The 19,668-nt window shown below is 73.3% G+C and carries 16 protein-coding genes and 1 other RNA gene; 2 read left to right on the top strand and 15 right to left on the bottom strand.

The genetic code is table 11. The features are described 5' to 3' along the window. Positions 1-114 precede the first annotated feature (114 nt). The 5 genes from ssrA to ftsE form a co-directional block, all read right to left on the bottom strand. Positions 115-496: a transfer-messenger RNA gene (gene ssrA, locus ACFWPT_RS04695) on the bottom strand. An 85-nt stretch (positions 497-581) separates the two neighbouring features. Next, the gene (gene smpB, locus ACFWPT_RS04690; protein ID WP_380380781.1) at positions 582-1,058 is read right to left on the bottom strand and encodes an SsrA-binding protein SmpB; all 477 of its coding nucleotides are present in this window, start codon (positions 1,056-1,058) and stop codon (positions 582-584) included. A 43-nt stretch (positions 1,059-1,101) separates the two neighbouring features. Then, entirely contained in the window at positions 1,102-2,238 is a 1,137-nt protein-coding gene (locus ACFWPT_RS04685; protein WP_063349175.1) for a S41 family peptidase, read from the bottom strand. 110 nt (positions 2,239-2,348) lie between these two features. After that, entirely contained in the window at positions 2,349-3,260 is a 912-nt protein-coding gene (ftsX, locus tag ACFWPT_RS04680) for a permease-like cell division protein FtsX (protein WP_063349174.1), read from the bottom strand. An 86-nt stretch (positions 3,261-3,346) separates the two neighbouring features. Continuing rightward, entirely contained in the window at positions 3,347-4,036 is a 690-nt protein-coding gene (gene ftsE, locus ACFWPT_RS04675) for a cell division ATP-binding protein FtsE (protein WP_063349173.1), read from the bottom strand. A 349-nt stretch (positions 4,037-4,385) separates the two neighbouring features. Here ftsE and ACFWPT_RS04670 point away from each other — a divergent pair, with 349 nt between their 5' ends. Beyond that, on the top strand, positions 4,386-4,580 hold the full coding sequence (locus ACFWPT_RS04670; RefSeq protein ID WP_363370334.1) for a hypothetical protein: 195 nt from the start codon (positions 4,386-4,388) through the stop codon (positions 4,578-4,580). A gap of 154 nt (positions 4,581-4,734) precedes the next feature. Here the strand turns inward: ACFWPT_RS04670 and prfB are convergent, their stop codons facing one another. From prfB to ACFWPT_RS04655, 3 genes are all read right to left on the bottom strand, one after another. Then, positions 4,735-5,844: a peptide chain release factor 2 gene (prfB, locus tag ACFWPT_RS04665; protein WP_380343626.1), complete on the bottom strand. Its 1,110-nt coding sequence runs from the start codon at positions 5,842-5,844 to the stop codon at positions 4,735-4,737. 80 nt (positions 5,845-5,924) lie between these two features. After that, positions 5,925-7,184, bottom strand: coding sequence for a serine/threonine-protein kinase (locus ACFWPT_RS04660; protein ID WP_380479567.1), 1,260 nt, complete (start codon positions 7,182-7,184; stop codon positions 5,925-5,927). A gap of 228 nt (positions 7,185-7,412) precedes the next feature. Then, the gene (locus tag ACFWPT_RS04655; protein WP_380479565.1) at positions 7,413-9,293 is read right to left on the bottom strand and encodes a serine/threonine-protein kinase; all 1,881 of its coding nucleotides are present in this window, start codon (positions 9,291-9,293) and stop codon (positions 7,413-7,415) included. A gap of 320 nt (positions 9,294-9,613) precedes the next feature. On the opposite strand from ACFWPT_RS04655, the gene ACFWPT_RS04650 reads away from it, so the two are divergent. Further along, complete coding sequence (locus ACFWPT_RS04650; protein WP_380479563.1) at positions 9,614-12,571, top strand: FtsK/SpoIIIE domain-containing protein; 2,958 nt, start codon at positions 9,614-9,616, stop codon at positions 12,569-12,571. Positions 12,572-12,710: 139 nt separating this feature from the next. Here the strand turns inward: ACFWPT_RS04650 and ACFWPT_RS04645 are convergent, their stop codons facing one another. From ACFWPT_RS04645 to ACFWPT_RS04615, 7 genes are all read right to left on the bottom strand, one after another. Next, positions 12,711-13,631 carry an enoyl-CoA hydratase/isomerase family protein gene (locus tag ACFWPT_RS04645; RefSeq protein WP_380479561.1) on the bottom strand — a complete coding sequence of 307 codons (921 nt, stop codon included), beginning with the start codon at positions 13,629-13,631 and terminating at the stop codon, positions 12,711-12,713. Continuing rightward, positions 13,628-14,818, bottom strand: coding sequence for a cytochrome P450 (locus ACFWPT_RS04640; protein WP_380479682.1), 1,191 nt, complete (start codon positions 14,816-14,818; stop codon positions 13,628-13,630). The genes ACFWPT_RS04645 and ACFWPT_RS04640 overlap by 4 nt, the downstream gene beginning before the upstream one ends. 266 nt (positions 14,819-15,084) lie before the next feature. Next, entirely contained in the window at positions 15,085-16,470 is a 1,386-nt protein-coding gene (locus ACFWPT_RS04635; RefSeq protein WP_380479559.1) for a cytochrome P450, read from the bottom strand. 73 nt (positions 16,471-16,543) lie between these two features. Continuing rightward, positions 16,544-17,134, bottom strand: a complete 591-nt coding sequence (locus ACFWPT_RS04630; protein ID WP_063349167.1) for an ATP/GTP-binding protein — start codon at positions 17,132-17,134, stop codon at positions 16,544-16,546. Next, on the bottom strand, positions 17,109-17,483 hold the full coding sequence (locus ACFWPT_RS04625) for a DUF742 domain-containing protein (protein WP_350881090.1): 375 nt from the start codon (positions 17,481-17,483) through the stop codon (positions 17,109-17,111). The genes ACFWPT_RS04630 and ACFWPT_RS04625 overlap by 26 nt, the downstream gene beginning before the upstream one ends. Beyond that, a complete protein-coding gene (locus ACFWPT_RS04620; RefSeq protein ID WP_363370343.1) occupies positions 17,480-17,890 on the bottom strand; it encodes a roadblock/LC7 domain-containing protein in 411 nt (136 codons plus the stop codon). Before ACFWPT_RS04620 ends, ACFWPT_RS04625 begins: the two co-directional genes overlap by 4 nt. Next, the gene (locus ACFWPT_RS04615) at positions 17,887-19,200 is read right to left on the bottom strand and encodes an ATP-binding protein (RefSeq protein ID WP_380479557.1); all 1,314 of its coding nucleotides are present in this window, start codon (positions 19,198-19,200) and stop codon (positions 17,887-17,889) included. Before ACFWPT_RS04615 ends, ACFWPT_RS04620 begins: the two co-directional genes overlap by 4 nt. Positions 19,201-19,668: the final 468 nt, after the last annotated feature.

The raw sequence follows: 19,668 nt of genomic DNA, 5'->3' as shown, positions 1-19,668 counted from the left end.
CGGCGGAATCCGGCTCCGGAAAACGAGCGGACGGATGATCCTACGCCCCAACCGGGGTAAACGTGAAGGCCGCCCACCGCAAAGCGGTGGACGGCCTTCACTGTCAACATGGGGTGGTGGAGATGCCGGGAATCGAACCCGGGTCCAGTGGAGTTAATTCAGGGCTTCTCCGAGCGCAGTCCGCTGTGATTTTCTCGGCCCTGGCAGTCACACGGACAAGCCGCCAACAGGCCCAGCTGCTGTTTGATTTCCCATCCGCCCTCGCAGCCCGGGCGGACGGTTGAGTTCCCTAGATTATGCCAGGGTCCGGGTCGGGAACTCCCCGGTCTGACACCCAAGCGCTATCGGTGCTTATTAGGCAGCGAGAGCGAACTGCTGGGAATCGCGCTTAGAGTTGGCGATTATTTTTTTGCGACACGTGGTTAACGAGATCATTGCCGCGTTCCTCGGCTCGCTTCCCCTGTTTCAACATCCCCTGTCGAAACCGATCATCCCCATGTTTTGTTGAGAAACAGCCGGACGGTGACCGTCCGTGTTGCTGACGCCATAGTACGCGAGGCGGCGGGTGAGGGTCCAGCGGATTAACTCTGGCGCCGCCGGGCGGCCGCCACCGCGCGGGCCGTCTCGCGGGTGTCCTGCTTCTCGCGCAGCGTCTGCCGCTTGTCGTAGAGCTTCTTGCCGACCGCGAGCGCCAGTTCGAGCTTCACCCGGCCGTCCTTGAAGTACAGCGAGAGCGGGACGAGCGTGTGGCCCGCGTCGCGGACCGTGCTCTCGATCTTGCGGATCTCCAGCCGGTGCAGCAGCAGCTTGCGCTTGCGCCGGGCCGCGTGGTTGGTCCACGTCCCCTGGGTGTACTCGGGGATGAACACGTTGTCGATCCAGGCCTCGTGGTTCTGGATGTAGGCGTAGCCGTCGACCAGGTTGGCCCGCCCCTCGCGCAGTGACTTCACCTCCGTGCCGGTGAGCACGAGGCCGCACTCATAGGTGTCGAGGATCGTGTACTCGTGTCGCGCCTTCTTGTTCTGCGCGATCAGCTTCTGTCCGGTTTCCTTTGCCATAGCGCGGCCATTCTCGCACTTCGGCCGGTTCGGGGCAGCCCCTTTAGGCGCGGGTGCCGAGCCCGGCCAGCACCCGCAGGGCGAGCGCGTCGGCGTCCTCGCCGGCCGCCGCCGGGACGTCCGGGGTCAGGCCGGAGCCCTCCGGGGAGCGGCCGGCCGGGGTGTAGTAGCGGCCGACGGTCAGCTCCAGCACGGCGCCGTCGGCGAGCCGGCTGGGCTGCTGGACGGTGCCCTTGCCGAAGGTCCGGGAGCCCACCACCACGGCGCGGCTGCGGTCCTGGAGCGCGCCGGTGAGCAGTTCGGCGGCGCTCATCGTGCCGCCGTCGACCAGCACCACCAGCGGGGTGCGCTGGTCGCCCCCGGGCGGGGCGGTCAACTCCCTGGTCTCGCCGCGCTCCTGGTACGAGCCGACCGGGCCGCCGTCCAGGAAGATCCCGGCGGTGCCGGCCGCCTCCTCGACCAACCCGCCCGAGTTGCCGCGCAGATCGAGCACCACACCGGCGTGCGGGGCGCGCAGAGCGGCGCGCACCTGATCGGTCACACCGCTGGTGAAGGCCCGTACGGCGATCCGCAGCACGCCCTTCTCCAGCTGCTCGGCGGTGACCTGTCGGCTGTCCAACAGGGCGCGCCGCAGCCGCAGTTCGCGGACCTCGCCGGCACCGCGCCGCACGGCGAGGGTGACCTCGGAGCCCACCCCGCGCTCGCCGTCGCGCCCGCGCAGCCGGGCCACCACCTCGGTGACCGGCAGGTGGTCGGCCTGGTCCTGGTCGATCCGCAGCAGCCGGTCGCCGGCCTCGATCCCGGCCGTGGCGGCGGGCCCGGCGGGCGCGACCTGGGAGACCGCGGTGGCGCCGTCCTCGCCGCGGCCGACCGAGAGCCCGACGCCCAGGTAGCGGCCGTCCAGTCCCTGGCTGAACGCGGCGTACTCCTGGGCGCTGTAGTACGCGCCCCAGCGGTCGCCGTTGGCCCCGAGCAGGTGCTCGGCCTGCTGCTCGGACAGCGCGGTGCCGGCCGGGTCCGCCGGGAGGCCCGGGGCGGCGCCCGCGACCGGGGCGGCGCCGGCGGCCGGGTGCCGTGGCGGGTCGCCCCAGGCGCCGGTGGCGGCCCCGGCGATCAGCACGACGCCGAACACCAGGCTGAGGGTGGCCACCTGACGTGCCCTGCGCGGAGTTTCCAGCATGGCACCGGAGTGTAGACACCGTGTCGGGCGCGACGGGCCACAACGGCGGGCGAAACGACGGCGGCCCCGGACGGCGCAGTGCCGTCCGGGGCCGCCGGGGCCGGAGGTGGTCAGACCTTGAGGTACTTGCGCAGGGTGAAGAACGCCGCCACGCCGGCCATGCCCATACCGACCACGATCAGCAGCGGTATCACCGCGAGCACCGAGCCGAGGCCGATGAAGTGGATGAACTGCACCCGGTCGGCCAGCCAGTTCTGGACGAAGAAGTGCCCGCCGACCAGCAGCCCGGAGGCCATGGCCGCGCCGAGCAGCGCGGAGAACGCGGCCTCGGCGATGAACGGCATCTGGACGTAGAAGTTCGAGGCACCGACCAGGCGCATGATGCCGGTTTCGCGCCGCCTGCTGTACGCCGACACCCGGACGGTGTTGACGATCAGCAGCAGGGCGACGAACAGCATCAGCACCATGATCACGAAGGCCGCCGTCTGGAGGCCGTTGAGCAGGCCGAACAGGTTCTCCAGGATCTTCCGCTGGTCCTCCACCGACTTGACGCCGGGTTTGCCGGCGAAGGCGCTCTGGATGACGTCGTACTTGGTCGGGTCGTTCAGCTTGACCCGCCAGGACTGCGGCATCGCGTCCGGGCCCAGGACGGAGATGAGCGGGTTGTCCGGGTTCATCTCCTTCCAGTGCTTGTACGCCTCGGCGGAGCTCTCGAAGGCCGACGACTGGACCACCGAGTCCATCTTGTCCAGCTGGGCCTTGATGTCCTGCACCTGCTGGTCGGTGGCCGCACCCTTGTCGCACTGCGGCGAGTTGCGCGCGTCCGACTTGGTGCAGAAGTAGATGCTCACCTCGACCTTGTCGTACCAGTACCCCTTCATGGAGTTCACCTGGTCGCGGACCAGGAGCGAGGAACCGGCCAGGGCGAGGGAGAGCGCGACACTGACCACGACCGCGATGGTCATCGTCAGGTTGCGGCGGAGACCCACACCGATCTCCGACAGGACGAACTGGGCACGCATGCGGGTAACAACTCCAGGGTCGGTACTGCTGGTCTGGCGACGCGGGCGGACGGCCCTACGGGTTCAGCGCCGGCTGCGCCGGTCGGTCAGTGCTGGTATCCGTAGACGCCGCGGGCCTGGTCGCGGACGAGCAGCCCCTTGTCGAGCTCGATGACGCGCTTGCGCATCTGGTCGACGATGGCCTGGTCGTGGGTGGCCATCAGCACCGTGGTGCCGGTGCGGTTGATGCGGTCGAGCAGCTTCATGATGCCGACCGAGTTCTGCGGGTCGAGGTTGCCGGTGGGCTCGTCCGCGATCAGCAGCATCGGACGGTTCACGAACGCGCGGGCGATCGCCACACGCTGCTGCTCACCACCGGACAGCTCGCCCGGCATGCGGTCCTCCTTGCCGCCGAGGCCGACCAGCTCCAGCACCTCGGGCACCACCTTGTTGATGGCGCTCTTGGGCTTGCCGATCACTTCGAGGGCGAAGGCGACGTTCTGCGCGACCGTCTTGTTGGGCAGCAGGCGGAAGTCCTGGAAGACGGTGCCCAGCTGGCGGCGCATGTGCGGCACCTTCCAGTTGGACAGCTTGCCGAGGTCCTTGCCCAGCACGTGCACCTCGCCCGTGGAGGGGCGCTCCTCGCGCAGGCACAGGCGCAGGAAGGTGGACTTGCCCGAGCCGGACGAGCCGACCAGGAAGACGAACTCACCCTTCTCGATCTCCAGCGAGACGTTGTCCAGGGCGGGACGGTTCTGCTTGGGATAGGTCTTGGAGACGTTGTCGAATCTGATCACGGCTGCATCACGGAGGCCATCCTAGGCGGCGCCAGTCCTCGGTCGGTCCACCCCGGGCGCCCGGCCCTGGGGCGGGTGGCGGGAGCGGAAAGGGCCGCTCCCGGTCTGGGACCATACGCGAATCGGCGGTCGGCGCGCAGGGCCCGCCCAGGACAGCCGTCGAAATCTGGGGGAGAATGTCTGGTTATGCCCCGAAAATTGGGAGGCATCTCACAGCCCGGGAGCCGGAACGGTCAGAACCTGGCAGAGTGGAGGTGGCATCCGTGTTCGGGCGCTCCCCCGCACAGGGCAAGAAGAGGAACCAAAGCCCCGTCCGGTGCGTTGGCTGTAGCAGCGAGGAGGAGATCGCATGACCTGCGACCATCTGGTGTGCGCCAACTGCAACGGCCGCGTGAGTGACGGGCGCTGCGCGGTCTGCCGCGCCAACCGGGCCCGGCTGCAGGAGCAGCAGGGTCCGTTCGCGGCGCTCTCCCCCGCGATGCTGCTGGCCCTGCTGGCCGGTCTGCTCGCGGTGGCGCTGATCGCCCGGCAGGCACTGGCCTGAACCCACCGAGGCATACGAAAGGGCCCCCGACCACTGCGGTCGGGGGCCCTTTCGCATGCCTGCGCCTACTGCGCGGCGGTCTCGCGCTGCTTGCGCCAGCGGATGCCGGCCTCGATGCTGTGCTTGATGTTCATCGAGGCCGGCATCCTCACGCTCAGCTCGCGGTTTCCCGCTGCTTCCTCCATCGGATGCCGGCCTCGATGAAGCCGTCGATGTCGCCGTCCAGCACGCCCTGCGGGTTGCCGACCTCGTACTCCGTCCGGACGTCCTTGACCATCTGGTACGGGTGCAGCACGTAGGAGCGCATCTGATTGCCCCAGGAGCTGCCGCTGTCCTTGAGCGCGTCCATCGCCGCCCGCTCCTCCTGGCGGCGCCGCTCCAGCAGCTTCGCCTGGAGGACGTTCATCGCGGACGCCTTGTTCTGGATCTGCGAGCGCTCGTTCTGGCAGGAGACCACGACACCGGTCGGGAGGTGCGTGATGCGCACCGCCGAGTCGGTGGTGTTGACGCCCTGGCCGCCGGGGCCGGAGGCGCGGTAGACGTCGATCCGCAGGTCGCCCTCGTCGATGTCGACGTGGTCGGACTGCTCGACGACCGGGAGCACCTCGACACCGGCGAAGGAGGTCTGCCGGCGGCCCTGGTTGTCGAAGGGCGAGATGCGGACCAGGCGGTGGGTGCCCTGCTCGACCGACAGGGTGCCGTAGGCGTACGGCGCCTTGACCGTGAAGGTCGCGGACTTGATGCCGGCCTCTTCGGCGTACGAGGTGTCGTACACCTCGGTGGGGTACCCGTGCCGCTCGGCCCAGCGCAGGTACATGCGCATCAGCTGCTCGGCGAAGTCGGCGGCGTCGACGCCACCGGCCTCGGCGCGGATGTTGATCAGCGCCTCGCGGGCGTCGTACTCGCCGGACAGGAGGGTGCGGACCTCCAGCTCCTCGACCGCCTTCTGGAGGGAGACGAGTTCGGACTCGGCCTCGACCCGGGTGTCCGCGTCGTCCTCGGCCTCGGCCAGCTCGAACAGCACGCCCAGGTCGTCGATGCGGCTGCGCAGGCCCTCGACCTTGCGCAGTTCGCCTTGGAGGAAGGAGAGCCGGCTGGTCACCTTCTGCGCGTTCGCGATGTCGTCCCACAGGTTGGGGGCGCCTGCCGCCTCCTCCAGGACAGCGATGTCGGCCCGGATCTTGTCCAGGTCGAGGACGGCCTCGATCGACCCCATGGTCGTTTCGAGGTTCTTGAGCTCTTCGGAAGGATCGACGGCTGCCACGCCCCCAGGGTAATGGTTCCGGGGGTGGTCATGACGACACCGGGGTCCTCCGGCTCTCGCGGTACCCGCCCGACGGCCCGCTACGGTGCCCGCGGGGCCGTGCCGGACACCGTCGGGCGGGCCGGGTGACCGGCGTCCGGGGCGGTGGCCGCGAAGGCCGTCCAGGCCGCGGCGGCGCCCGCCAGCAGCAGGACGGTGGCCAGCAGGACGGCCAGCACCCGGCGGCGGCGCAGCAGCGCCTGCCGGTCCCGGCGGTGCCCGGTGCCCGGGGCGGTGCGCTGGGCACGGGACTCCGCGGCGTACGCGGCCAGCTCGTCCGCGGAGGGGCGGCGCAGGCTGGTGTGGGTGTCCCGGGTGGAGTCGGGGGCGACGCCGGGCACCAGCGGGACGGCCGGGCCCCGGCGGCGCTTGTGGATTCCCGAGCCTGCGTCCACCTCGGCGTACACGGCCTCACCGGGGGTCAGCGCCTCCTCCGCCGGGGCGCGGCCCTGGGAGGGCACGGCCAGCACCGGCAGGCCGGCCAGCGAGGGCAGCTGCTCGCGCAGCCGGGCCGCCAGCTCGGCGGCCCGCAGCCGGGAGGCCGGGGCCTTGGCCAGGCACTCGGAGATGATCCGCCACAGCCCGTCCGGCAGGCCGGGGATCGGCGGCACCTGCTCGGTGACGTGCCGGCGCAGCACCGCGCCGGTGTGGCCGCCGCCGAACGGGGTGAACCCGGCCAGCAGCTCGTACAGCACGGTGGCGAGGGCGTAGATGTCGACGGCGGCGCGCGGCTCCAGGCCCTCGATGATCTCCGGGGCGAGGTAGTCGGGGGTGCCGATGATCCGGGTGGCCCGGGTGCGGCGCGGGGCGTCGACCAGGCGGGCCACGCCGAAGTCGGTGAGCTTGGCGCGCGGGGCGCCGCCGGGGCCGGGGGCGGCGGCGAGGTCGAGCAGGACGTTCTCCGGCTTGACGTCGCGGTGGACGATGCCGGCGGCGTGCGCGGCGGCCAGGCCGTCGGCGACGTCCGCGATGACCGAGGCGGCGGTCTGCGGCGGGAGCGCGCCGTCACGCTCCAGCCGGGAGCGCAGGTCGGTGCCCTGGACCAGCTCCATCACCAGGGCGAGGTCGCTGCCGTCCACGACCATGTCACGCACGCCGACCACCCGGGGGTGGTCGAGGCTGGTCAGCGCGGCGCGCTCCTGGACGAAGCGGCCGACCAGCACCTGGTCGGCGGCCAGGTCCTCGCGCAGCAGCTTGACCGCCACCGGGCCGTCGGGCCCCTCACCGAGCCAGACCGTCCCGGCCGAACCCCGGCCGATCACCTGGTGGACGGTGTACCGGCTGCCGATCTTGCGTGCCAATGCTGCTCCGTGGGCGGCGCGGGAGCGCGCCCGGGGGTCCGGTGCGCTCGATGGGGCGGGACAACAGCGACCAACCTACGCGCCCCGGCGCCCCGCGCGGGCCGCCCGAGGGCCCTGGGCGGGCAGCCGCGGGCGAGAAATCTTGCGAATTGTCGACAAAGCGTCAATCCCGCCGCGCGGGCCCGGCCCTGGACCGGGCGGGCCCGCACGGCAGGGTCTGGCCCGGCGTCAGTTCTTCGAGCTGCCGAACAGGGCGTCCGCCCAGTCGCGCACGGTGTTGAACCAGCCCTGGATGTTGTCCCAGTAGTGCGGCAGCGGCGTGAAGTTCCACAGCGCCACCCCGGCCACCACCAGCACCACCAGCACCACCAGGCACCCCTTGAGGCAGCCGAGCCCGGGGATGTACATCCGGTTGCGGCTGCGCGGGCGCCGCTCGCGCGGCGGGGCGGGCTCGCGGCGGTCCTGCTCGCGCGGCTCGTCCCGGCGCTGCGGCGATTCGCGGTGCTGCGGGGGCTCGCGGTGCTGCGGCGATTCGCGGTGCTGCGGCGCCGGCGGCTCGGCCCGGCGCGGGACCGGGGCGGGCGGGGGCGGGTAGCCGCCCTGCGACTGCCCGTACGCGGCCGGGGCCGGCCGGTAGCCGCCGGGCGGCTGCGGGCGTCCACCGGGCCCGGGCTGCGGCGGGCCGCCGTGACCGGACTGCCCGGCCTGGTAGCCCTGACCGCCCTGGTAGGGCGGCGGGGCCACCGGCGGCCGCTGGGCGTACCCGGGCGGCGGCGGGCCCTGGCGCCGCTGGTCCGGGTGGTAGCCGGCCGGCGGCTGCGGCTGGTAGCCGGGGGGGCCGGCCGGCCCGGCCTGGAAGGGCCTCGGGGCGACCTGCGGGTCCTCGAAGTCCTCCGGGCCGAAGTAGCCGACCTGGGTCTGCTGGTTGCGGTCCCGGGCCGCCCGCAGCTGCGTCTGCCACGGGTGCGGCGTCTCCTCCGCCGGAGCGCCCGGAGCACCCGGAGCGCCCGGCGGGGGCGGGGGCACGACGGTGGGCGGCATCACCTGGGTGCGGTCCGGGGCCCCGAACGGCGGGGCGGGCGGCGGCTGGGTGCCCATCACCTGGGTCGCCCCGGCCGGGTCGTACTGCGGGGCCGCGGGGGCGGCCGGCGTCAGGCCGGGGACGCCCGCGCCGGCACTCGGGACGGAGGTCGGGCGCGGGTCCGGCAGCAGCAGCGAGCCGACCGCGAGCGCCTCGTCCACCGCCGACGGGGAGGCGTGCACCCCGACGCCGGCCGCCACCACCCGCAGCGCGCGGGCCAGCGAGGTCGCGGACGGCCGCTGCGCCGGGTCCTTGCGCAGGCAGCGCTCGATCACCGTCCACAGCGGCTCGGGCATGGTGCTGGGCCGCTGCGGCTCCTGCGCCAGGTGGGCGTGGAGGAGCGCGATCGCGCTGTCACCCTGGAACGGCTGGCGGCCGGTGACCAGCTCGTACAGCATGATCCCGGCGCCATAGACGTCCACCGCGGAGGTCTGCGGGCGGCCCTCGGCGGACTCCGGCGCGATGTAGGCGGGGGTGCCGACGAACTCGTGGGTGCGGGTGATGCCCGGGGAGTCGGCGAGGCGGGCGATGCCGAAGTCGGTCAGCATCGGGTGCATCTGCTCGGTGCCGTCCAACACCGTGGAGGCGAGCAGCACGTTGGCCGGCTTGAGGTCGCGGTGGACGATCCCGTCCTCGTGGCTGGCCGCCAGCGCGTCCGCGACCTGGGCCATCAGCAGGGCGCCGGCGATCGGGCTGAACGGGCCGTTGGAACGCAGGTAGCGGGCCAGGTCGGGGCCGTCGATCAGGTCCATCACCAGGGCCAGCAGCTCGCCCTCGACCACCAGGTCGCGGACCCGGACGATGTTCGGGTGGGTCAGCCGCAGCAGCAGCGAGCGCTCGCGCAGGAAGCGCATCACGACGTCCGGGTCGGACGCCAGTTCCTCGCGCAGCACCTTGATCGCCACCAGCTGCCCGGGCTCGCTGCCGGGCACCTGGACGTCGGGGCGCACCCGGCCGCGCCAGACCGTCCCGGTGGCACCCCGTCCGAGGGTCTCCTCAAGCAGATACTTGCTGCCGACTGGCCGCACCTGTCGCACTCCTCGTCGTGCCGCCCGCGCGGGGCGCTCCTCCGCCGGTGCGGTGAGCCTGCCGGGCCCGTGTCTGCGGCCACTCTAACGGTGTCCGTTCAGGTTTTTGGGGCGACCGGCAGGCCATCCCGGAGGGGTTGGGGGACATCCCCTAGGGGAGTTCCCGGACCGGTTCGGCGGGCCCGCCGACGGGGCCCTCGCCGCACCGGTTGACCTGACCCTCCGTCGCCTCCACCATGGCGATGATCGCAAGATCGTCAAATCCGGTACGGTGCGCGGACTGTCCGTGACGGATGGCAGGATGGACACTCGCCACTCGTGTGGCCCAAAGGGTCGCCGCGGCCGCCCCGCGCGCCCGCGACGACACCGGGCAGCGGTACCAGGCTCCACACCAGCAGAAGGGACCCGCGGGCGAGATGCAGATCCGGCTGACCGTCCTCCGACCGCGCAGCGGCCCGGCCGCCGCCGGCTCCGCCATCCCCTACGTGGACGTGCTGGTCACCGCCCCCGTCGGCACCGCGCTCGGCTCCCTCGCGGGCGCCCTCGCCGGCGCCGTCGGCGTGCGCGGGCCCCGGGCCGCCACCCACGTGCACCTGTACGCCGGGGCGCACCGGGTCGACGAGCACACGCTGCTCGGCCACCCCCCGCTCCTCGACGGGGCCGTCCTCAGCCTCAACGAGCCCGACCCGACCGCCGACGACCCCGACGACACCCCCGCCGCCGCCGAACTTCGCGTGGTCGGCGGCCCCGACGCCGGCGGAGTGCACCGGCTGCACGGCCGGGAGATCCGGATCGGCCGCTCCGGCGAAGCCGACGTCCCGCTCGACGACCCCGACGTCTCCCGGCTGCACCTGGCCCTGCACCTCGCCGACGACGGCAGGATCACCGTCCGCGACCTCGGCTCCACCAACGGCACCACCCTGGACGGTCGGCTCGTCCCGCCCGGAGCCCCCGAGGAAGCCGTCCCGCTGGAAGCCGGCGCCCTGCTGCGCATCGGCGAATCCACCCTGCACGTGGCCACCCCCGACCCGGCCGACGGCACCGGCCGCGCCGCCCTGCCCGACGGCCACGGCCACCTCCAGCTCGCCGCCCCAGGACCGGTCCGCCCCACCCCGCCGGTAGCCGAACCCCCCGCCGCCCCCGAACCCGCCCCCGGCCGCAGCCGCGGCCTGCTCTCGCTGCGACTCGGCCGCACCGCCGAACCGCCCGGCCAGGAGAGCGCCGAACGCCACCACACCGCCGTACGACTGCGCCAGGCCGCCGCCCAGCGCGAACGGTGGCCGGATCTCGCCACCCTGCTGCTCAACGCCGTCGGCCCCGGCCCCCGGCTCTGGGAGCGCGGCCCCGGCCACCCCGACGCGCTCACCCTGCGCCTGGGCACCGCCGACCGCCCCGGCGGCCCCGGCACCGCACCCGGCACCATGCTGCCCGCCGTCCCCGTCACCCTCGACCTGCAGACCGCCGGCAGCCTCGGCCTCAGCGGCCCGCGCGAACGCCTGGACGCACTCACCCGGGCCGTCGTCGCCCAGCTCGCCGCCCTGCACCCGCCGACCGGCCTGAGCCTGGTCGTCGTCGACGCCGACCAGGCCCGCACCCCCGAAGAACGCGCCGACACCTGGGCCTGGGCCCTCTGGCTGCCCCACCTGCGCCCCGCCGACGGCCAGGACTGCCGGCTGCTGCTCGGCCTCGACGACGAACAGGCCACCGCCCGGCTGACCGAACTCACCGCCCGGCTCAGCGGCCCGGCCGGCCTCGGCGGCCACCCCGCCACCGTCGTCGTGGTGGACGGCCGCCCGACCACCGAGACCGCCCGGCAGGCCGTCGACCTGCTGCTGCGCCAGGGCCCGGCCGTCGGCATCTTCCCGGTCTGCCTCGCCGAGCAGCCCGAACTGCTCCCCCGAGGCCTCGGCGCCACCGCCCTGATCACCGGCGAGGTCGGCACCCAGCTCTCCCTCGACCGCCCCGTCGCCCGCGGCCGGGAGACCTTGCACGAGGTCTCCCTGGACGCCGTCTCCGACGCCTGGGCCGAACGGCTCGCCCGCGTGCTCGCCCCGCTGCGCGAGGCCGCCCCGGCCGCCCGCGGCCCGCTGCCCGACGCACTGCGGCTGCTCGACCTGCTCCAGCTCGACACCGTCACCCCGGCCAAGCTGTCCGCCCGCTGGGCGGCGCACGCCGGCGGCATCGGCGCCGCCACCGCGCTGCTCGGCACCACCCGGGACGAGCTCTGCACGCTCGACCTGGCCGACCCCGAACTCGCCCTCCCCTCCCCCGACCCGGGCGGCCCGCACCTGCTCATCGGCGGCGCCCGCGGCTCCGGCAAGACCGAGCTGCTGCGCACCCTGGTCGCCTCGCTCGCCGTCTCCGAACGCCCCGAGCGCCTCACCGTCACCCTCATCGAGGGCCGGTCCACCGAGGACGGCCTGGACGGCTGCACCGAACTGCCGCACGTCACCGGCCTGGTGAACGCCGCCGACGACCCGCGGGCCGCACTGCTCGCCGCGGAGGCCCTGGAGGACGAACTCGCCCTGCGCGAGCGGCTGTTCGACGGACTGGACTTCGCCTCCTGGCACGCCGCCCGCATCTTGGACGGGCAGAGCCTGGACGCGCAGAGCCTGGACGCGCAGAGCCTGGCTGGACAGAGCCTCGCCGGACACCCGGCCGTCCCGGTGCCCGCCGTCGTCGGCGCGGCCTCCGCCGCCACCCCGAAGATCATCCACCCGCGCAGCGGCGGCGACGGCCCCCGGCCGGTCACCTCCCCCGCCGCCGCCCCCTGCCCCGCCCGCCTGGTCGTCGTCGTGGACGACTACGACGCCCTCCTCTCCCCCACCTCCCCGGCCGGCCGCCCGCTCGCCCGCGCCCTCGCCGCCGTCGCCCGCCACGGCGGCCCGCTCGGCGTCCACCTCGCGGTCACCACCGGCCACCCGGAGGAGAGCGCCGGCACCGAGGTCGACGAGGCCGCCCTGCTCCGCATCGCGCTGCGCACCGAGGACCCGGCCGACTCCGACCTGCTGATCCACCTCGGCGACGCGGCCGCCCTGCCCGAGGACACCCCCGGCCGCGGCTACCTGCGCCTGCCGGACGGCGGCGTCACCGCCTTCCAGACCGCCCGGATCAGCGGCCGCATCCCGCGCACCGCCACCCTGCGCCCCACCGTCGTCGCGATCGACCCGCTCCAACTCGGCGCCCCACCCGCCCGCCGCCCGGTCCGCGAACTCGGCAACGGCCCCACCGACCTCGCCCTCCTCGCCAGTGCCCTCCAACGCGCGGCCGCGCACTGACCGGCTCGTACCAGCGCGCCGCCCACTTCCCAGGAACCGCGAACACCCCGGCGGCCCCCGCCGGGGCCGCCGAAAGCGGAGCCACGTACGCGCCGCCTCGACCGGACGGAGGTCGAAGGCGGCGGACGGCAGCTGGCGGTCAGTGGGCCGGGGGCTGGGCGGCGAGGCCGCGGGTGTAGTGGGCGGCGGCCAGGACCGAGGCCATCAGCTCGGCGTCGAGCACGGAGGCGTCGGCCAACCGGGTGGCCGCCGCGTGGGAGGCCAGCAGCGTCTTGGTGACCCGCAGTGCGGCCTCGGGGCGGCGGGTGACGGGCCTGACCCACTCGGCGACCGCCCCGTCCAGGTCCTGCTCGGGGACGACGCGTTGCAGGATGGCGAGCTCCCGCGCCTCCACCGCGCCGACCGGGCGGCTGGTGAGGATGATCTCGCGGACCCGGGCCGCGCCGACCTCGTGGAGCAGCCGGGGCAGCAGTCCGCCCCAGGCGACGGGCAGGCCCAGGGCCAGTTCGGGCAGCCGGAAGACGGCGTTGTCGGCGCCGACCCGCAGGTCGCAGGCGAGCGCCAGGGCGAAGCCGGCGCCGGTCGCCCGGCCCTGCACCCGGGCGACGGTCACGGCGGAGTTGTTGGTCAGGGCATCGCAGACCCTGCGGGCCTTCTCCCCGTAGCTCCGTATGCCGCCGCCGGTCGGGTCCTGCTCCAGGCCCGCGAAGAGTTCGTCGCGGTCGCCGCCGAGACAGAAGTCCCGGCCGGCCCCGGACAGCACGATCACGCGCACGGCCGGATCGGGTACGGCCAGCACGGCGAGGAGTTCGTCCAGCATGGCCGAGGTGACGGCGTTCCCGGTCGCCGGGCTGTCCAACTCGATGTGGAGCACGGGGCCCTGGCGCTCGGTACGGACCGTACGGGCCACCGCGGGCGCGGGAACGGGCTCCGGGGCGGGCTGCGGGACGGGCGACGCGACGGGCTCGGGGTACGGGTACGGGAGGTACGACGGCTGCGCCGCGTGCGGCGGGTACTGCGGCACCTGGGGAACCTGGGGAACCTGCGGGAACACGTTCATGCGGCCACTCTCAGGGACGTCACCCGGTGGAAGACCATCCGGGGTGCGTACTCGGGCGGGCTCGCCGCCCTCAGGGTCGGGAAGCGCCGCAGCAGCTGGCCGAGCAGGGCGCGTGCCTCCAGCCTGGCCAGGCCCGCGCCGAGGCAGTAGTGGGCGCCGCCGCCGAAGGTGAGGTGGGTGCCCCGGCGGAGCACGTCGAAGGTGTGCGGGTCCGGGTTGCGGCGCGGATCGCGGTTGGCCGCGCCGTACATCACGTGGACCATGGTGTCCTTGGGCAGGAACACCCCGGCCAGCTCGGTGTCCTCGCCCGCGACGCGGCTGTTGACGCGGACCGGCGGGTCGTAGCGCAGCGCCTCGTCGATCGCGTCGTCGATGTGCTCCGGCCGCTCCCGCAGCCACTCCCACCGGCCGGGCGACCGCAGCAGCGACCACACCAGCGAGGAGAGCAGCGTCGCCGTGGTCTCCAGCGACGCGATGGTGACGAACATGGTGAGCTGGTAGACCATCCGGTCGGTGGCCTCGCGGTCGGACTCCAGCGCGTCCCAGGTGCGGATCCAGCCGGCGATCACGTCGTCGCCGTCGTTGTCGCGACGCTCCCGGACGAGGCGGGTGAAGTACTCGCGCAGGTCCATGGTGGCCTGCTCGGAGACCGCCAGCTGGCTCTTGGTGGGCAGCAGCTCCTGGGCGTGCACCTGGTTGTGGGTCATCGTCAGGATGTGCGGGTAGTCCTCGGGCGCGATGTCCAGCCAGCGCCCGACGGTGCCGATCGGCAGCTGCTCGCTGACCAGGGCGGAGAGGTCCGCCTCGCCGTCCGTCCGTATTCGCTCGGCCAGGCGGTCGAGCAGTTCGGCGACGTCGGCCTCGATCTGCGGCTCCATGTCCCGCAGGGTGTTCCGGTCGAAGAGGTTCCCGAGGCTGCGCCGCTGCCGGGTGTGGTCGGGGGCGTTGAGCCGGGAGAGGGTCCGGCTCATCTCCTGGGTGGCGACGGCGTCCCAGCGCCCCGTCTCGGTCTGCCGTTCCTGCCACGCGAAGTCGGGGACGAGCCAGGTCCTGCCGCGCAGGACCTGGTCGCACGCGTCGTACCCGGTGACCAGGTAGCCGCCCCAGGGCGCCGGGACGAGGTCTCCCAGCGCCCGCAGCCCGTCGTAGACCGGGCTCGGGTCGGCGAGTCCCTCGGCCGACCGCAGCCTGCGCAGGAGCGGCACGGCGGCACGGCGGTCGACCACCCTTCCGTCCGGGCGCTCCGGGTCTGCGGGGCGGGCTTCCAACGTGGCGGTCACACGGGGCTCCTTACGCGCGGGCGGGCAGTACGGCGGCGATCTACCCAGCAACAGCGCGCTCAAGCGTCGATCCGTGTTGCCCCCGTCACGTACCCGCACCGCCGTCGGACTCCGTTCACGCCGCGGTGGCGGAACGGCTTCCGACGGCGCGTCGGATCGGAGCCCGGGGCGTGTCAGACCCGGAAGACGTCCAGGAAGGAGCTCCACCACCCCTTCTTCTGCCCGGCCCGGCCCGGCGCGGGGGCGGTGGCCTGCGGGTACGCCTGTGTCGCCTCGGAGCCGGCCGGCGACCCGCCCGGCGCGGTGTCCGCTCCCGCGGCCGGCCTCGCGGTCCGGGCGGGCGCCGGGCTGAACCGGACCGGCAGCGAGACCAGGCCGCGCTGGAACGGGCCCGGCCGCCACTCCACGCTCTCCGCGGGCACCGCGAGCGTGACGTCCGGGAGGGCGTTGAGCAGGCACTCGATCGCGCTCAGGGCGATCAGCTGGGCCGGGGACTTGGCCGGGCACGCGTGCGGGCCGGCGCCCCAGGCCAGGTGGGCCCCCTTGCTGAGGGTCAGCCGGGCGTCCGTCAGCGCGGGGTCGCTGTTGGCGGCGGCGAAGCTGATCACCACCGGGCTGCCCGCGTCCATCGGGACCCCGCCCACGTCGAGGTCCTGCATCGGGTAGTGCGTGGCGTAGTTGGCGATCGGCGGGTTGTTCCACAGCACGTCGTCGAGGGCGTCCTCGATGCGCAGTCCGGAGCGGCCCTCGCCGGACAGCAGCAGGAGCAGCGCGTTGCCGATCAGGTTGCGCTCGGGCTCGACGCCGGCGCCCATCAGCATGACCAGCTGGTCCTTGAGCTCCTCGTCCCGCAGGCCGGCCGGGTGCTGGATGAGCCACGAGGTGATGTCGTCGCCGGGCTGGCGGCGCTTCAGCGCGACCAGGTCCATCAGGCAGGCGGTCAGCTCCTCGTTGGCCTGGATCACGTCGAGGCCGTCGAAGAGCGCGGACATGCTGCGGGTCAGCCGGTCGCCGATGTCGGCCGGGCAGCCGAACAGCTGGTTGAACAGCAGCAGCGGCAGCAGCTTGGCGTAGTCGTTGAGCAGGTCGGCCCGGCCCAGCGGACTGAACTGGTCGATCAGGTAGCCGGCGATCCGCTCGACGTGCCGGTTGAGCCGGTTGTCGTTGAGCCGGCCCAGGCTCTCGGTGACGGCCTTGCGCAGCCGCAGGTGTTCGGCGCCGTCCGTGAAGAGGCAGTTGGGCCGGTAGAACATCATCGGCAGGACGGGGCTGTCCATCGGCACCCGTCCTTCGTTGAGCGCCGCCCAGCGCCGCGAGTCCCGGGCGAACATCCCCGGGTTCTGCAGCACCCGCAGGGCGGCCTCGTGCGAGGTGACCAGGGTGGCCTCCACCCCCGGGGCCAACTCCACCGGCGCGGCAGGGCCGTTGGCGCGCAGCTTGTCGTAGACCGCGCCGGGGTCGGACGAGAACATCTCCCCGTAGAGCGGTGTGCTCACGCCGACGTGCATCGGGCAGCCCTGCGGAGGCGACTGCGGGGCGGGTCGCTGCGGAGAATCCATGGGTCGTTCCTTGGAGGTGGCCCCGGGCGGGTGCGGACCCGGGAGGCGTGCGGGGAGGGAGGCGCGGGGGAGGTCAGGAGGCGCGGGCGAGCAGGTGCCGGACGAGCGTCAGCAGGGCGTCGGCCGAGGAACGCTGGTCCCGCGCGTCGCAGAACACCACCGGGGTGTGCGGCAGCAGGTCGAGTGCCTCACGCAGCTGGTCCTCGGTGTACTCGTCCTGCCGGTCGAAGCTGTTGACCGCCACGGCGTACTCCAGGCCGTACTGCTCGATCAGGTCGATGACGGGGAAGGTGTCCGCGAGGCGGGTCGGGTCGGCCAGCAGCAGCGCTCCCAGCGCGCCCCGCGCCATGTCCTCCCAGAGCTGCATGAACCGTTGCTGCCCCGGAGTGCCGAACAGGTACAGCACCAGGTCGTCGCCGAGTGTCAGCCGGCCGAAGTCCAGGGCGACGGTCGTGGTCTTCTTGTCCGGTACGCCGCGGAGGTCGTCGACGCGGATGGACGCCTGCGTCATGCTCTCCTCGGTGCTCAGCGGGGCGATCTCCGACAAGGCCCCGATGAGCGTGGTCTTGCCGACCGCGAAGTGCCCCACGACCAGGATCTTGACCGCGGTCGTCACCGCGCCCGGGACGTAGATGTCCTCAGGCGAACCGGCGTTGAAGTCCATGCAGTACCTTCTCTAGAAGTCTCGGATCCGGGGCCTGGGCCGGGGGCGGGGCCGACCGGCACAGCAACCGTCCCTCATGGATCAGGTCCGTCAGCAGCAGCCTCACGACCCCCACCGGCAGCTCCAGCCGGGCCGCGACCTCGGCCACCGAGAGGTAGCCGCCGGAGCACAGCTCCCAGATCGCCCGGGTCTCCGGGCTCGGCAGGGCCGGGAGGTCCTGCTCGGGCGCGACGGTGACCAAGGTGATCAGAGACAGGGCCTCCGCACTCGGTAACTCGCGCCCACCGGTGATCACGTAGGAGCGGATGAAGCCGCCGGTGACCCGCTGTTCCTCGCCGCCGGCCGTCATGAGCCGCTGAGCGTGCTCTGGCGCGGCGCCGCCGACATCGCCCGTCCGAGCGCGCCGACCTGCTGCTGCATCCGGAAGGACATCGCCTCCATGTCGACGTCGGGGGCGGTGGAGGCGGCCAGGTACGCGCCGCTGCCGGCCGCGATCAGGAAGATCCAGCCGTGGTCGTACTCCAGCAGGGTCTGGCGCCAGACCCCGGCGCCTGCGCCGTCGGTGCCGACGAACGGGGCGACCGCGCGGCTCAGCGACTGCATCGAGCTCATCGCGGCGGCGTTGGTCTCCGCCTCGTCGCGGCCTATCTCGCTGGACCGTTCGAGCAGGAGGCCGTCGGCGGAGACGAGGATGGCGTGCCGGGCGCCGGGTACCTGGAGTACGTCGTTGAGCACCCAGGAAAGATCGCGGCTCACTGGATCTCGGTTCCTTCCGTGTTCGTGGTGTTGCGCCCGGACAGCGTGCCGCGCTGGAACGCGCCGAGGCGGGACGGCGTGTTCTGGACGGGGCTCCGCACCGGCGCCTCGGCCCGGCCGGGGTCCTGCGGGGACGGGAGGACGGACACCGGGCGGTTGCGGCGGCGGCGGGGCAGCTGTCCGTCCGCGGTCATCTCCGGTTCCGTCACCGCCGCCGCCGGCACCGGGGCCAGCGGCGCCGCCGGTTCGGGCAGCGACACGAGCCGCTGACCGGGGGCCTGCGCCCACGCCTGCGCGGGCTGCTCCGCCGGCGGGGCCTGGTAGTCGCCGCGCGCGCCCTGGTGGTCACCGTGCGCGGCCTGGTGCTCGCCGTGCACGGCGGCGGCCGGGGCCGGGGCCGCGACCTCGCTGCTGAGCAGCTCGGCCGGCAGCAGCACCACGGCCCGCACGCCCCCGTACGGGGAGACCGAGTCGACGGAGACCCGGAAGCCGTAGCGGGCGGCCAGCATGCCGGAGACGGCGAAGCCGAACTTCGGGGGGTTGCCCAGGCTGGTGAGGCCGATCGGCGCGCCCGGGTTCAGGAGCACCGCCGCGCGGTCCTTCTCCTCCTGGCCCATGCCGAGGCCGGCGTCGTCGACGATCAGGCAGACGCCGGTGGGGACGGCCTGGACGCTGACCTCCACCGGGGTGTCCGGGGCGGAGTAGTTGGTCGCGTTGGCGAGCAGCTCGGACAGCACGACGGCGACGGGCTCGACGACCTTGCTGACGAGCGCGACGCTGACCTGGGAGTGGATCCGCACCCGGTCGAAGTGCCGGATCCGGCCCTGGGCGCTGCGGACCACGTCGTAGACCGAGGCGACGCTCTCACGGCGGCCCAGCCAGCCGCCGCAGAGCACCGCGATGCCCTGGGCGCGTCGGCCGAACTGGCTGTTCGTGTGGTCGATCGTCATCAGGTCGGCCAGGATCTGCGGGCTGTCGCCGTACTTCCGCTGCACCTTGTCGATGACGACCTGCTGCTCGTCGGCCAAGCCCTGCAGCGTCCGCATCGCCGCCTTGAGGACGGCCTTGGTGTCCTCCTCGGCGTCGCGGCGGACGTCCGTCAGCTCGGATGCGTGCTGGTTCCGCAGCTGGTCGTGCAGCACGGCGAACTCGTCGCGCTGCCGCTGTGCCAGGGCGCTGGCCTCCTCCAGGGAAACGTTTCGCCTCCGCAGGGCGAGGTTCGTCCTGCGGGCCTGGAGGGCCGCTCCGACGGCTGCGAGCATCACCACGATGAAGACCCAGAAAAAGGGTTCCTGCACAAATGACGTCATGAAACTCTCTTCAGGTGGCACCGTGTGGAGCCGGTCCGGGCCCCAAGGCGCGAATGGGACTGGCGGCCTGAACCCCCTCCGAAAGACACCTGATGTCACATCACATCGCGGTGCTTTCCGGCACGGGACCTGCGGCGACGCCTATCGCGGGGTCAGCCTACTGCAACTCCTGGTAGGTCAGAACAGCTGCCAAAAAGGGCAGTTGGGGCGAAATTTCGCGACCGGACGGGAACTCCGGTGGGAATGGGAGGAGTTCGTAGCGCGACGTTAATCGCGGGGACACTTCCCGACCCCACCCCGGCTCGCGCGCAGCGTGATGGCTCCGTCACCGTCCGGAATCCGCCGCCCGCCAGCCGCCCGCCGGCGGCAACGAAAAGCGACGGGCCCGCGTCCGTGGACGCGGGCCCGCCGCTTAGGTCCTGTCCGGTCGATCTTGGCGGATCAGCCCGCGGCGTTGGGCGCCCGGCT

The organism is Kitasatospora sp. NPDC058478 (assembly GCF_042720345.1).
GTDB lineage: Bacteria > Actinomycetota > Actinomycetes > Streptomycetales > Streptomycetaceae > Kitasatospora.
Note: the sequence above shows the minus strand (reverse complement) of the source record. Positions and strands in the feature narration are given on the sequence as shown.